A 13997-nucleotide genomic window follows, 5' to 3' on the forward strand; every position below is an offset into this window, starting at 1 on the left:
TGTTACACCCTCGATACGCTCCGCAGTCTGCGTCCAGCGCGAGCGCCTGTGCTGATGGCGATCCGTCAGCTCCCCGAGATCCTGATCAACCAGATCGCCGCCGGCGAAGTCGTCGAGCGGCCTGCGTCGGTGGTCAAGGAACTGGTCGAAAATGCGCTCGATGCCGGTGCCACCCGCGTGGATATCGAGCTGGAAGAGGGCGGCGTGCGGCTGATCCGCATCCGCGACAACGGCGGCGGCATCACCCCCGACGAACTGCCGCTGGCGGTGTCGCGGCATGCCACCAGCAAGATCGCATCGCTGGACGATCTGGAGACCGTGGCCACGCTCGGATTCCGCGGCGAAGCCCTGCCGTCGATCGCCTCGGTCAGCCGTTTCACCCTGATCTCGCGCCGCCACGATGCCGAACATGGCTCCGCACTGGAGATCGATGGCGGGCGCCTGGGCGAAGTGGTGCCACGTGCGCATGCGCCCGGCACCACGGTCGAGGTGCGCGAGCTGTTCTTCAACGTGCCGGCGCGGCGCAAGTTCCTGCGTGCCGAGCGCACCGAGCTGGGGCATATCGAAGAATGGCTGCGCTCGTTGGCGCTGGCGCGGCCGGATGTGGAATTGCGGGTTTCGCACAACGGCAAACCGTCGCGTCGCTACAGGCCGGGCGATCTGTATTCGGATGCGCGGCTGGGCGAAACCCTGGGCGAGGATTTCGCACGACAGGCCTTGCGCGTCGATCACAGTGGCGCCGGCCTGCGGCTGCATGGCTGGGTCGCGCAGCCGCATTACTCGCGCGCCAGTACCGACCAGCAGTATCTCTACGTCAATGGCCGCTCGGTGCGCGATCGCAGCGTCGCGCACGCGGTCAAGATGGCGTATGGCGATGTGCTGTTCCATGGTCGCCAGCCGGCCTACGTGCTGTTCCTGGAACTGGATCCGGCGCGCGTGGACGTCAACGTGCATCCGGCCAAGCACGAGGTGCGTTTCCGTGAGGCGCGGCTGATCCACGACTTCGTCTACCGCACCTTGCAGGACGCGCTGGCGCAGACGCGCGCCGGCGCCATGCCCAACCGCCTCGGCACGGACGGCGCCAGCGACACGGTTGCGGCGCCGGGCGGCATGCTCGATCGTCCAAACTACGGTGCCGGAAACGGCAGTGGCGGCGGTGCCGGCTACGGTCAGTGGACACCATCGCAGACCCCCCTGGGCCTGCGCGTGGACGAGGCGCGTGCGGCCTACAGCGCGCTGTATGCGCCGCCGCCCAGTGGCGCGCAGCAGCCGTCCGCAGGCTTGCCGGAGGGCGCGGGGATGGGCTTGCCGGCGACGGCCGCGGACAGCGGCGTGCCGCCGCTGGGGTATGCGGTCGCGCAGTTGCACGGCATCTACATCCTGGCCGAGAACGCCGAAGGCCTGATCGTGGTGGACATGCACGCCGCGCACGAACGCATCGGCTACGAGCGGCTCAAGAACGCGCACGACAGCATCGGCCTGCATGCACAACCGCTGCTGGTGCCGATGACGCTGGCGGTGGGCGAGCGCGAGGCCGACACCGCCGAGCGCGAAGCCGACACGCTGGCCAGCCTGGGCTTCGAGATCACCCGCGCCGGCCCGCAGTCGCTGCATGTGCGCAGCATTCCCGCGCTGCTTGCCAATGCCGAACCGGAGGCGCTGTTGCGCGATGTGCTCGGCGATCTGCGCGAGCATGGCCAGAGCCGGCGCATCGCCAGTGCACGCGACGAACTGCTCTCCACGATGGCGTGCCATGGCGCGGTGCGCGCGAACCGGCGCCTGACCGTGCCGGAAATGAACGCACTGCTGCGCGATATGGAAATCACCGAGCGCTCGGGCCAATGCAACCATGGCCGACCGACCTGGGCACGGTTTACCCTGGGCGAAATCGATCGCTGGTTCCTGAGGGGGCGCTGATGGCTGTATTGCACAAGGGGAACCGCTGGCTGCTCGGCATGCTGGTGTGTGCGGCGCTGGCCGGCTGCGGCAAGGATGCAGCGCCACCGGCAGCGCCGGCCGCACTCGACAAGGCCTTTCTGGCCGACAACGCGGCCTGGCGCGAGGCGCGCCTGACCGAGTTGCGCGCGCCCGATGGCTGGACCAGCCTGGTCGGCCTGCACTGGCTGTCGCTGAAGGCGCATTACATCGGCAGCAGCGCCGACAGCGGCATCAGGCTGGCGGTCGGGCCACCCAAGATGGGCATGGTCGCGACCGAGGCCGATACGGTCTGGTTCGTCCCCGAGCGCGGCGCAGCATTGACCGTCGACGGCAAGCCGCTGACCGGCAGGATCCGCTTCCAGTCCGATCGCGACCCGCAGCCGACCTTCATCCATTTCGATGGCGGCAAGGGCGTGTTGAGCCTGATCCATCGCGGCGACCGCAATGCGCTGCGGGTCAAGCATGCCGACGCGCCATCGCGCAGCCACTTCGCCGGGCTGGACTACTGGCCGGTCGATCCGTCCTGGCGCATCAGCGCGCGCTATGTGCCCAACGATGTCGGCAAGACCATCCCGATCGTGGACATCGTCGGCATCAGCAGCGAACAGCCCAACGCCGGGGCAATCACCTTCGAGCGCGATGGCAAGGCGTATCGGCTGGAGACCATCGGCGAACCCGGGCGGCCGATGTTCGTGGTGTTCGCCGACCGCACCAGCGGGCACGGCAGCTATCCGGCCGGACGCTTTCTGGACCTGGACGTGCCCGACGCCTCCGGGCATGTGGTCGTCGATTTCAATCGTGCCTACAACCCGCCGTGCGCGTTCACTCCGTTTGCGACCTGTCCGCTGCCGCCGCCGGAAAACCGCATCGACCTGGCGGTGTCGGCCGGCGAGAAGACCTACAAGGTGCCGCACTGACGTGGAGACCAACGTGGTGAAGGCCAGCATGCGCGCCCGGCTGGCGGCCTGGAGCAGCAGTGCGGTGATCGCTCTGGCGCTATGGAGCGGGGCGGTCGCACCGGCCTGGGCGCGCGCCGGCAGCGAGGCGCCGGCCGGTCCGCCGGTGCCGCTGTTGTGGAAGGTCGATGGCAAGGGCGGCACGCTGTATCTGCTGGGTTCGTTCCATGTGCTCAAGCCCAGCGATTACCCGTTGTCGCCGGATGTGATGCAGGCCTTCGCCAAGGCCGACCGGCTGGTGTTCGAACTGCCGCCCTCCGATGCGCAGTCGCCCGAACTGGCCGGCCGCATGCTGCAGGCGGCGCGGCGCAGCGACGGGCGTCGCCTGCAGGACGCACTGGATCCGAAGACCTGGCAGGCGCTGACCACCTACGCCCGCAAACACGGGATGGCGGTGGACAGCCTGCAGTCCCTGGAGCCCTGGTTCGTGGCGCTGACGATCAGCCTGGCGGAGATGAGCCGGCAAGGCATGGACCCGAATGCCGGTCTGGACCATTACCTGATGGCGCAGGCACAGGCCGGCGGCAAACCGGCCGATGGGCTGGAGCGTGCCGAAGAACAGATTGCCTTGCTCGATGGCATGTCGCCTACCGAACAGCATCAGTTGCTGGAGGAATCGCTGGACGATGCCGGCGCCAACGATCAGCTGCGTCAGCTGCACGCGGCCTGGCGCAGTGGCGATGTGCGTACCCTGTCCACGCAGATGGCCGAAGAAATGCGGCAGCACTACCCGGCGCTGTACCAGCACATCAATGTCGAGCGCAATGCGCGCTGGGTGCCGCGGCTGGAGCAGCGGCTCGGCAAGGGCGGCGGGACCACGCTGGTGGTGGTCGGTGCGCTGCACCTGCTGGGAAGCGATGGCGTGGTGGAGCGTCTGCGCGCGCGTGGCTATCGCGTGCAGCGGATCTGCTCGGCCTGCGCGGGGCAGGCCGGCCGCTGATCGGCGGCGCCGTGGAGCGTGGCACGGCTCCCGGCGCCGCGCCTGCCTTACCCGCGGTTGCGGGCCTTGCCGGCGCTACCGGCAGTGCCATGCGTGCCGGTGCCCATCGGGCCGCTGCCCATGCCGCTGGCGCCCGGCGGGGTTGGCGGCGTACCTGGGCCGCCCGGACGGCCGAAGCCGGCGCCGAAGTTGCGCTGGAACTCCTGCCACAACTCCAGGTTGCGCTCGGTCAGCTGGTTCATCATCGCCCACGGGGTCTGCCCGAGCAGGTTGCCCATCTGCTGGCGGAACTGCTGCTGCTGGTCCAGGAACACCTGCATGCTGCGCTCCAGGTAGTTGCCCATGAAGCCCTGCAGCGAGTCGCCGTAGAAACGGATGATCTGACTCAGCAACTGGGTGGAGAGCATCGGCTCGCCGTCCTGCTCGCGGTCGGCAATGATCTGCAGCAAGACTGCGCGGCTGAGGTCTTCGCCGCTCTTGGCGTCGCGTACCTCGAATTCTTCGCCATCGATGATGAGCTGGCGCACGTCCTCGATGGTGATGTAGCTAGAAATTTCCGTGTCGTAGAGACGGCGGTTGGGATACTTCTTGATGATGCGAAGTCCGGCCATGGAACGTTCACTCACACTGATAGTGCGCGCAGGATGGCGCACCGCAACAGCCCTTGCAACCGCCACAAGGCCTTATTTTCTTAAGTAGACACCTAAAAAATGCTGCGCAGCATGATTTTCAAGGGTTTTTATGCTGCATCGCAAAGTTGCAGCAAACCTTACCAGCCCATGTGGTGGCCGCCGTTGATGTCCAGATTGGAGCCGGTGATCCAGGCGGCCTCTTCCGCGACCAGGAATGCCACCGCATAGGCAATTTCCTCCGGCCGGCCGAGGCGGCCGGTGGGGATGTCGGCCACGATCTTGGCGCGTACCTCTTCCGGGACTGCCATCACCATGTCGGTGGCCACATACCCCGGCGACACGGTATTGACGGTGACCCCGAACGCAGCATTTTCCCGCGCCAGCGAGATGGTGAAGCCGTGCATGCCGGCCTTGGCGGCCGCGTAATTGGCCTGCCCGTACTGGCCCTTCAGGCCATTGATCGAGCTGATCTGGATCACCCGTCCCCAGCCGCGCTGGCGCATGCCTTCGATCACCGGGCGGGTGACGTTGAACACCGAGTTGAGATTGGTGTTGATGACGTCATGCCATTGTTCGGCGGTCATGCGATGGAAGGTGGTATCGCGGGTGATGCCGGCGTTGTTGACCAGTATTTCGATCGGCCCCAGCGCAGCCTGCACATCCTCGACCAGGCTGCGCGCATGTTCGGAGGACGCCACATCGCCGCGGAACAGGGCGATGTCGTAGCCCTGGGTCTGCATGCGCTGCTGCCACGCCTGGGCCTTTTCGGCGTTGCGGAAGTTGCTGGCCACCCGGTGGCCCTGGTCGGCCAGGCGCTTGCAGATGGCGGTGCCGATACCGCCGGTGCCGCCGGTGACCAATACGACGCGAGATGTCATGACGACTCCAATGGACAGATTAAGACCGCGCGTGGGCAGGGCATGGGCGCGCTGCCTGGCCCGACGCCGGTGCCGGGGCGCAATTCTAGTCACGCCGGGGCTGCGATGCGCGTCCGTTGGCGTCCAGATGCAGGTGCCGGGGCAACCGCTGTGGCGAAAAATGCTGCACCGCATGCTGCAGCAAGGTGTCCAGCGCCGCCCGGCGCGGCAAGGCCGCCGGCTGCTGTCCCAGCACGGCCCAGGCGGCGCGCAGGGCCGGTTGCGGATCGGCATCGTCCAGCGCGGGCGCAGCATGCGACTTGGACAGCTTGCGGCCGGCGTGGTCGAGGATCAGCGGCAGGTGCAGATAGCGCGGTTGCGGCAGGCCCAGCGCGCGCTGCAGCAGCAACTGGCGCGGGGTGGAGTCCAGCAGGTCGGCACCGCGCACGACATCGGTGATGGCCTGCGCGGCATCGTCGACCACCACCGCCAGCTGGTAGGCCCAGTAGCCATCGGCGCGGCGCAGCACCACGTCGCCGACCTCGGCATGCACGTCCTGCACCACGTGGCCCTGCAGCGCGTCGTCGAAGCCGACCGGCGGCTGTGGCGGCACCCGCAGGCGCACCGCGCGGCGGGCGCCCAGCGGCGCCACGCAGGCGTGGTGGATGCCGCCCATGCCGGCAAGCTCGGCCCGGCTGCAGCTGCATTCGAACGCCAGCCCGGTCTCCAGCAAGGTGGCGACGGCAGCGTCGTAGTGCGCGTGGCGCCCGGATTGGTATAGCACCGGCAGGTCCGAGCGCAGGCCGAAGGCGGCCAGCGTGCGCAGCTGGCGCGCGGCGGCGCCGGGTTCGGCACGTGGCGGATCGATGTCCTCGATGCGCACGCACCACTGCCCGCCGGCGTGCCGTGCCAGCAGCCAGCTGCCGAACGCCGCCAGCAGGGAGCCGAAGTGCAACGGGCCGGTCGGGGAGGGTGCGAAGCGGCCGCGGTAGGGGAAATCTGGCATGATCGGCTGAATCGTCGGTCAGGTGATCGCTTGATTTCAAGCGCCGACGGCCGCAGATCCGCTGCAGTTCATCCTGCTCGCGTGGAGTCGTCGCATCATGTTCAACCGCATTTTCCTGTTCCTGCTGACCAACCTTGCGGTATTGATGCTGGCCGGCGTCGTGATGTCGGTGCTTGGCGTCAATCCTGCGCAGATGAGCGGCCTGCTGGTGATGGCGGCCGTGTTCGGGTTCGGCGGCGCGTTCATCTCGTTGCTGCTGTCCAAGTTCATGGCCAAGCGCAGTACCGGTGCGCAGGTGATCAGCGAGCCGCGCACGCCGACCGAACGCTGGCTGCTGGCGACGGTGCGGCGCCAGGCCGAGGCGGCCGGCATCGGCATGCCGGAAGTGGCGGTCTACGACGGCCCGGAAATCAATGCCTTCGCCACCGGCGCCAACCGCAACAACGCGCTGGTGGCGGTGTCCACCGGGCTGCTGCAGCACATGAGCCAGGACGAGGCCGAGGCGGTGCTGGGCCATGAAATCGCGCATGTCGCCAATGGCGACATGGTCACCATGGCCTTGCTGCAGGGCGTGCTCAATACCTTCGTGATCGTGCTGGCGCGCGTGGTCGGCGGCGTCATCGACAGCGCCATGTCGGGCAATCGCGACGGTGGCCGCGGCTTTGCCTACTACATCATCGTGTTCGTGCTGGAGATGGTGTTCGGCCTGTTCGCGACGATGATCGCGATGTGGTTCTCGCGTCGCCGCGAATTCCGCGCCGATGCCGGTGGTGCGCAACTGGCGGGCCGCGGCAAGATGATCGCGGCATTGGAGCGCCTGTCGCTCAACCATGGCCAGAACAGCTTGCCTTCGCAGATACAGGCCTTCGGCATTTCCGGCGGCGGCGGCGATGGGTTGCGCCGGTTGTTCCTGAGCCATCCGCCACTGGCCGAGCGTATCGCTGCGCTGCGCGCCGCCAACGGTACGGCGATGTAAGGCGGTAGTGCCAACCGATGCGTGACCCAACAGAAAACCCGCGTCCTGCGGGTTTTTTATTGGGCGGAGCGTGGCGGCAGTGACGCCGTATGACGGCAGGTCTCAGCCGAACTCGTAGTTCATCAATGGCCCGGTCGGGGCGACGAAATCGCCTTGCACATAGTCCACCCCGGCGCTGAAGAAGGTGCTCATGGACTGCGCATCGGCCACGAACTCGGCCACGGTGAGGATGCCGGCCGGCTGCGCGCGCGAGGTGATCTCGCGGATCTTTTCCTGGCTTTCGCGCGCCGAGGCCACCTCGCCGGTGATGCCGCGATCGAGCTTGAGGAAGGCCGGCTGGAAATGCGCCAGCAGCTGGAACGAATCCAGGCCCGAGCCGAACTGTTCCAGCCCGACCTTGCAACCCATCGTCGACACCGCCGCCAGGAACTGCTGGGCATTGCGCAGATGCGTGAATACCTTCGATTCCGGCGTCTGCAGCCACAGCCGTTCGCCCGGCACGCCGTACACGGCCAGCTGCTCGCGGATGATGTCGATCATCTGCGGATCGGAGAACGAGTTGGGTCCGATGCGGACCAGCAGGTGCGTCCTGTGTCCTGCACGTTGCCGCTCGCCGAGCTGGCGGATCGCGCGTGCCACCACCCAGCGGTCGATCTCGGTGATCAGGTCGTGTTCTTCGGCGATCGCCATGAAGGCGTTCGGCGACATCATCTCGCCGTTGCGCTCCAGCCGCAGGAAGGCCTGGTACAGCTCCAGCGGCTCGCCCTGCAGGTTGAGCACCGGCTGGTAATGCAGCACGAAACCGTCGCCGACCAGCGCCTCGCGCAGTTGCTGCACCCAGCGCTCGATGCGTTCCTCTTCAGCCCGGTCGGCTGCTGCCGGGTCGTAGATGCTGACCGCGTTGCCGCCGAGCTCGGCGGTGGTGCGCACCGCCTCGGTGCTGCGGCTGAGCACCTGACCGATGCTGGCGATCTTCTCGCCGATCTGCACCCCGCCGATGCTCACCGTCACCGTGGCCGAGCGCGCGCCGACGCTGAAGACATGCTGCGCAAAGGCATCGCGTATCAGCTCCGCCAGTGCATGCGTGCGCGCGTAATTGCCGTCCATCAGCAACGCGAAACTGTGCTCGCCGAAACGCGCGGCGACCACGCTGTCATCGCTCACGCTGGCCACATGCGCGGCCAGTGCGGCGATCAGCGCGTCGGCCGAATCCAGGCCGATCTCGGGCAGCAGGCGCGCGTAGTGGTCGGGCTCGATCAACAGGAAGCCGGACTGGCCTTCGCTGCGGCCGGCGCGCGCCACCGCCTGTTCCAGCGCCACCATGAAGGTGGGGCGGTTGAGCAGGCCGGTGACCTGGTCGCGCTGGCGCAGGTCCTCGACCTCGCGCGCCAGCTCCGGGTCGAACTCCTCGCGACGGCGGAACACCACCTGGATGCACGGCTCGCCTTCGTAGGTCGCGGTGGCAAATTCCATCGTTGCCGGGAAGGTGTCGCCTTCCAGCCGGCGCGCGTCGAGCTTGTACTGCGCCGGCGGCGGCTCGCCCTTGGACATGGCCTTGAGCAGCTGCTTGAAATCGTCGACGTACTGGGCTGCGATCATGTCCAGCAGCGACACGCCCTCGACATCGTCGAACGACTCGAAGCCGAACATGTCCAGATACGCCTCGTTGGCGCGGATGTGCATGCCCTCGTGCACGTAGGCGATCGGGTCGCGCGAGGAGGCGATCAGGGCGTCGCAGCGCCGCTCGGTTTCGCGCATCTGCGCCTCGATGCGGCGCAGGCCGCGGCGTGCCTGCAGGTCGGCCCATTCCGAGCGCACCAGCGCCAGCAGGTGTTCGGGGCGATGACGCAGCACGATGGCGCGAATGCCATGCGCCGCGGCCTCGACCAGCGCGTTTTCCTCGATCCGCTCGGCCAGCAGGATGATCGGAATATCCTTGCCGCTGCCGGCGATCTGCTGCTGCAACGCGCTCATCGGGATCTGCAGCGCCTGCCCGTGCAGGGCCAGGTCGATCTGCCCCGACAGCATGCTGGCGAGCTCTTCCGGTGTCTGCGGCCGCGACGGACGCACCGCGATGCCGCCGTTGCGCAGCGCGCTCACGATCGCCTCCGCGCTTTCGACACTGTCGTCGACGATCATCAGGCGGAGGGTGAGATCTTTGCCTTTTTGCATGCGCGTTTCCCTAGCGACGGGCTTTAATACACGAAGGAACTCGGCTGCGTCCATGTCTGTGGACAAGGCCGCATCCGGGGTGAGACTCAGGCCACGTTTCCATGTGTCGAAGCCGCGCTCAGGCGGCGCTTCCGGCGGCATGGCCGGATGCCCATGCCCACTGAAAGTTGTAGCCGCCCAACCAGCCGGTCACATCCAGCACCTCGCCGACGAAGTACAGGCCGGCGACCAGGCGCGACTCCATGCTCGCACTGGAGACCTGGTTGGTATCGACACCTCCCAGGGTTACTTCAGCGGTGCGATAGCCTTCGGTTCCACTGGCGATCAGCGGGAAGGCGGCCAGCAGGTCCGCTGCGGCCTGCAGCTGCGGTGGGTCGTGCTGGCGGACCGGCTTGTCCGGCAGCCACACTTCGCACAGGCGCTGGGCGAACCGCCGCGGCAGCACGTCGGCCAGCACGTTGCGCAGCTCGGTGGCGCCATGCCGATGTTTTTGGTCGCGCAGCCAGGCCGCGGCATCCTGGCCGGGCAGCAGGTCCAGGCGCAGGTCGTCGCCGGGCTGCCAATACGAGGAAATCTGCAGGATGGCCGGGCCGCTGACGCCGCGGTGGGTGAGCAGCATGAAATTGCGGAAGCTGGCCCCGTTGCACTGCGCCTGGACCGGTAGCGCCAGCCCGGACAGGTCCTGCAGCCGTTCCTGGTGCTTGCCGCTCAGGGTCAGCGGCACCAACCCGGCGCGCGTCGGCACCAGCGTGTGGCCGAACTGCTGGGCCAGCGTGTAGCCGAAGCCGCTGGCGCCCATGCTCGGAATCGACAGCCCGCCGGTCGCCACGATCAGCGACTGCGCCTGCACGCGTCCCTGGCTGGTCTCCACGCTGAAGCCGTCGCTGCCGCGCTGCACCGATTGCACCTTGCAGTCGGTGCGCACCTGCACGCCCGCCGCGTCGCACTCGTCCAGCAGCATGCGCACGATCTGCTTGGACGAGATGTCGCAGAACAACTGGCCCAGCTCTTTCTCGTGATAGGCGATGCCGTGGCGCTCGACCATCTCCACGAAATCCAGCGGGCTGTAGCGGGCGAGGGCGGACTTGCAGAAGTGGCGGTTGGCCGAAATGAAATTGCCAGGCGTGGTGCCGGTATTGGTGAAGTTGCAGCGGCCGCCACCGGACATCAGGATCTTCTTGCCGACCTTGTTGGCATGGTCGATCACCAGCACCTGGCGGCCGCGCCGGCCCGCAGTGAAGGCGCTCATCAGCCCGGCCGCGCCGGCACCGATGACCAGGACGTCGCAACGCATGCTCATTCGGCAGGAGCTTGCCGCACCGTCGGGGTCAGGGTGACGCTGCCGTGGTCGGCCAGCATCTGCACTTCGCCATCCTGGATGATCACGTCAAAGCGCATGCCGCGCTGGATCAGTGCGCCCAGTGCCTCGGTGGCCTGCGAGTCGAGTTCGATCACGCGCAGATTACGGTGGCGGCCCATGGCGTTGGCGTGTTTCTTCCACCAGGTTTCGGTGGCCTGGCCGCCGTAGCCGATCACCACCACCTCGCGCGAGCGGTTGCAGGCCTTGCGCACCCGGCTTTCGTCCGGCCGGCCGAGGTCGATCCACAGGTCCGGGTCGCCGGTGTAGTCGCGCCGCCACAGGTCCGGTTCGTCCTCGTTGCTGAGGCCGCGGCCGAATTCCAGGCGGTCGTCGGCGAACAGCGCGAATGCCAGCAGCCGCACCATCAGGCGCTCGTCGGTTTCGGAGGGGTGCTGGGCCAGGGTCAACGAATGGTTGGCGTAGTAGCCACGGTCCATGTCGCTGATCTGGAGTTCCGCCCTGCGGACGGTGGCGGTGAGGGCCATCAGGATGCCGGTTGCAAAGGGCGCTTATGATACGCCCCCGTTGCAATCCCGGCGTATTGCGGCCAGCGCCGCGCCATCTCGGCCAGCCAGCGGCCCAACTGGGCGGCACCTGCAGCGCACGCACGTGGGCCAGGCGAGGGGGGGCAGGAAATGGTTGGCCACCAGCGTCAGCGCGGTGCCGGTACGCGCGGCGGCGCGGAACAGGATGTCGCCGATGACTGCGGGGGGCAAGGCATCGGCATCGAGGCGGATCTGCGGGCGGGACGGCAGGGGATGCGTATTCATGTGCTGAAATCGAGAGGGAAAGGGCCTGACAGGCGGTCGGACCCGGCCTGACAGTAAAAATTTTGACGCAGGGTGTCGCTTTTTGCTGGGAACACGAGTACTGTGCACGCACTGTGTTTGCAAGGGTCACCGTGAATCGTGGCCTGATGCAGCCGGATCGTTACAGATCTCGCTTCATCGTTCCGCTTTACCAACGCCTGCAACTCAGTCTCAGCTCCGGCTTTTCGGACGCTGCGATTTATCCATCTATAGTTCAGGAGTTTGTAAATGTCAGATCAACGTCAGACCGGTACCGTGAAGTGGTTCAACGATGCCAAGGGCTTCGGCTTCATCACCCCGGAAAGCGGCCCGGACCTGTTCGTGCACTTCCGTGCCATCCAGGGCACCGGCTTCAAGTCGCTGCAGGAAGGCCAGAAGGTGACCTTCGTCGCCGTGCAGGGCCAGAAGGGCATGCAGGCTGACCAGGTGCAGGCGGTCTAATCCGTCTGCAACCGTAAGGTTGCCAAAAACGCCGGTCGCGCAAGCGACCGGCGTTTTTCATTGGGCGTGATTGGATCAGTGCAGCAGGCAGCGTTGGGCGGCTCGACCCGCTCAGGTGAGCGCAGCGACGACATGCCAATCGGTAGCATGTGCGCTTTCCGCGTGCAGCCACTTCCATGATCACTGTCCACCACCTCAACAATTCCCGTTCCCAGCGCGTGCTGTGGCTGCTGGAGGAACTGGCGCTGCCGTACCGGATCGTGCGGCATGAGCGCGATCCCAAGACCATGCTGGCGCCGGCGGCGTTGCGTGCCATCCATCCGCTCGGCAAGTCGCCGGTGGTTGTCGACGGCGAGCTGACCGTGGCCGAGTCCGGCGCGATCCTGGAGTTTCTGACCGAACGCTACGACACCGAATGCGCGCTGTCGCCGCCGCCGCGTCCGCTGGAGTCGCCGGAGCGCCTGAAGTTCCGTTACTGGATGCATTACGCCGAAGGCTCGGCAATGCCGCCGTTGCTGATGACGCTGATCTTCGGGCGGATTCGCAGTGCGCCGATGCCGTTCTTCGCCAAGCCGATCGCACGCGCAATCGTGGACAAGGCCATGTCCGGCTTCGTCGGTCCGCAGCTCAAACTGCACCTGGACTGGATGGAGCAGTCGCTGCAGGCCAGCGAATGGTTTGCCGGTGAGCGTTTCACCGCGGCCGACATCCAGATGAGCTTCCCGGTGCAGGCCGCCGCGGCCCGTGGTGGCGGGTTTGAAAATTACCCGCGTTTGCGTGCGTTCCTGGAGCGGATCGAAGCGCGCCCGGCATATCAGGCGGCGCTGAAAAAAGGTGGCCCGTTCGAGCTGATGGGGCGCAAGTCTTCAGAGTGATGCTGGCGGTCGTGGCTTGGCGAGTCGTAATGCTGCGGCAGGCAGAGATCACTTTGCTTGCCGCCATTCGTCTGGGTTTGCGACTTCCCGATTCCCACGTCCCAATCCCGCGCGCAACCACCTGCGCGGCGACGTCCAGACATCAGGGCGCGCGACACTGCCGCAGGAACTGCAAGGTGTCGTGCATCACCTGCGAGTCCTTGCGGAGTGACAGCACCAAGCGCATATGGCCCATTCCTGGATAAAAAATGCTGTGCGCCTGGCCCCCCACCTGTTGTTCGGCGGCCGCTAGAACGGTGCTGTTACGCGGTTCCACCACGTGGTCGGCATCGCCGTGCAGCAGCAACATCGGCGGCTCGTCCCCATCCACATGACGAATGGGTTGCGAGGCTTCCTGTTCGGCAGATGAGGTCCCGAAGACCTGGATCAACTCAGGGTCGGTCATCGGCGAGAAGTCGTAAGGGCCTGCGAGGCCGACGAAACCGCAGAGTTGGCGTGGCTGCATGCCCTGTGCCTGCAGCCATCGGCGATCGGTGGCGAGCAGTCCGGCGATGTGCGCACCGGCGGAGTGGCCCATCACCGCCAGGCGGGCAGGGTCTCCGCCGTAGATGCGTGCATGCTGATGGCTCCAGGCGGTGGCCTGTGCGGCATCGGTCATGAAGCCGTCCAGCCGGACCTGCGGGTACTTTCGATAGTCGGCCACCATCACAACCATGCCCTCGCGGGCCAGCGAGCGGCCGAGCCAGCGATAGTTGGCGCGGGCGCCACGCTTCCAGGTGCCGCCGTAGAAGAACACCACCACCGGCGCATCGACGGCGCCGCGCGGTTGGTAGACGTCCAGCGCCAGGCCGTGTTCCGGGTCGAAGACCTCGTTGCGGTGTTCGATGACGCCAGTGCGGCTGGATGCGGCGTTGATGCCGCCGAAGAACACGCTGCTGCAGGCGCTCAGGCTTAACGAGCCAAGTAGCAGAAGGGCAGGGCGAAACCAACGAGAAGTGTGCAAACGCATGGGTAAGGTCGCTGTAAGAACGGAGA

At 66.7% G+C, this 13997-nt stretch carries 13 protein-coding genes and 1 pseudogene; 6 read left to right on the forward strand and 8 right to left on the reverse strand.

Annotated features, from left to right (window positions below; all coding sequences use genetic code 11):
* The first annotated feature begins 54 nt into the window (after positions 1–54).
* From mutL to XarbCFBP7408_RS09975, 3 genes are read left to right on the forward strand one after another with little or no spacing between them, the layout of a single operon-like run.
* Positions 55–1917 (forward strand): DNA mismatch repair endonuclease MutL, encoded by a 1863-nt coding sequence (mutL, locus tag XarbCFBP7408_RS09965; protein ID WP_104562818.1) that lies wholly within the window; start codon positions 55–57, stop codon positions 1915–1917.
* The gene (locus XarbCFBP7408_RS09970) at positions 1917–2855 is read left to right on the forward strand and encodes a DUF1684 domain-containing protein (protein WP_181106555.1); all 939 of its coding nucleotides are present in this window, start codon (positions 1917–1919) and stop codon (positions 2853–2855) included. Before mutL ends, XarbCFBP7408_RS09970 begins: the two co-directional genes overlap by 1 nt.
* A 28-nt stretch (positions 2856–2883) precedes the next feature.
* The gene (locus XarbCFBP7408_RS09975; RefSeq protein ID WP_104562867.1) at positions 2884–3834 is read left to right on the forward strand and encodes a TraB/GumN family protein; all 951 of its coding nucleotides are present in this window, start codon (positions 2884–2886) and stop codon (positions 3832–3834) included.
* A 47-nt stretch (positions 3835–3881) separates the two neighbouring features.
* On the opposite strand, the gene phaR is transcribed toward XarbCFBP7408_RS09975, so the two are convergent.
* From phaR to gluQRS, 3 genes are all read right to left on the reverse strand, one after another.
* Positions 3882–4445 (reverse strand): polyhydroxyalkanoate synthesis repressor PhaR, encoded by a 564-nt coding sequence (gene phaR, locus XarbCFBP7408_RS09980; RefSeq protein ID WP_024939296.1) that lies wholly within the window; start codon positions 4443–4445, stop codon positions 3882–3884.
* A gap of 158 nt (positions 4446–4603) precedes the next feature.
* Complete coding sequence (locus XarbCFBP7408_RS09985; RefSeq protein WP_024939297.1) at positions 4604–5344, reverse strand: beta-ketoacyl-ACP reductase; 741 nt, start codon at positions 5342–5344, stop codon at positions 4604–4606.
* A gap of 85 nt (positions 5345–5429) precedes the next feature.
* On the reverse strand, positions 5430–6329 hold the full coding sequence (gluQRS, locus tag XarbCFBP7408_RS09990; protein WP_104562819.1) for a tRNA glutamyl-Q(34) synthetase GluQRS: 900 nt from the start codon (positions 6327–6329) through the stop codon (positions 5430–5432).
* Positions 6330–6426: 97 nt separating this feature from the next.
* Here gluQRS and htpX point away from each other — a divergent pair, with 97 nt between their 5' ends.
* Positions 6427–7305 (forward strand): protease HtpX, encoded by an 879-nt coding sequence (htpX, locus tag XarbCFBP7408_RS09995; RefSeq protein ID WP_104562820.1) that lies wholly within the window; start codon positions 6427–6429, stop codon positions 7303–7305.
* A 102-nt stretch (positions 7306–7407) separates the two neighbouring features.
* Here the strand turns inward: htpX and XarbCFBP7408_RS10000 are convergent, their stop codons facing one another.
* The 4 genes and pseudogenes from XarbCFBP7408_RS10000 to XarbCFBP7408_RS23480 form a co-directional block, all read right to left on the reverse strand.
* Entirely contained in the window at positions 7408–9477 is a 2070-nt protein-coding gene (locus XarbCFBP7408_RS10000) for a GGDEF/EAL domain-containing response regulator (protein WP_104562821.1), read from the reverse strand.
* 118 nt (positions 9478–9595) lie between these two features.
* Positions 9596–10777 carry an NAD(P)/FAD-dependent oxidoreductase gene (locus XarbCFBP7408_RS10005; RefSeq protein ID WP_104562822.1) on the reverse strand — a complete coding sequence of 394 codons (1182 nt, stop codon included), beginning with the start codon at positions 10775–10777 and terminating at the stop codon, positions 9596–9598.
* Positions 10774–11322: a YaeQ family protein gene (locus XarbCFBP7408_RS10010; RefSeq protein ID WP_104562823.1), complete on the reverse strand. Its 549-nt coding sequence runs from the start codon at positions 11320–11322 to the stop codon at positions 10774–10776. The genes XarbCFBP7408_RS10005 and XarbCFBP7408_RS10010 overlap by 4 nt, the downstream gene beginning before the upstream one ends.
* A gap of 103 nt (positions 11323–11425) precedes the next feature.
* Positions 11426–11661: pseudogene (locus XarbCFBP7408_RS23480) on the reverse strand (YaiI/YqxD family protein); the annotation flags it as partial.
* A gap of 213 nt (positions 11662–11874) precedes the next feature.
* Here XarbCFBP7408_RS23480 and XarbCFBP7408_RS10020 point away from each other — a divergent pair.
* A complete protein-coding gene (locus tag XarbCFBP7408_RS10020; RefSeq protein WP_039521922.1) occupies positions 11875–12087 on the forward strand; it encodes a cold-shock protein in 213 nt (70 codons plus the stop codon).
* Between the two features lie 176 nt (positions 12088–12263).
* Positions 12264–12962 (forward strand): glutathione S-transferase, encoded by a 699-nt coding sequence (locus XarbCFBP7408_RS10025; RefSeq protein ID WP_104562824.1) that lies wholly within the window; start codon positions 12264–12266, stop codon positions 12960–12962.
* 142 nt (positions 12963–13104) lie between these two features.
* Here XarbCFBP7408_RS10025 and XarbCFBP7408_RS10030 read toward each other — a convergent pair whose 3' ends face one another.
* On the reverse strand, positions 13105–13971 hold the full coding sequence (locus tag XarbCFBP7408_RS10030) for an alpha/beta hydrolase (RefSeq protein WP_104562825.1): 867 nt from the start codon (positions 13969–13971) through the stop codon (positions 13105–13107).
* Positions 13972–13997 lie beyond the last annotated feature (26 nt).

Source organism: Xanthomonas arboricola pv. guizotiae (assembly GCF_002940205.1).
Lineage (GTDB): Bacteria > Pseudomonadota > Gammaproteobacteria > Xanthomonadales > Xanthomonadaceae > Xanthomonas > Xanthomonas arboricola_C.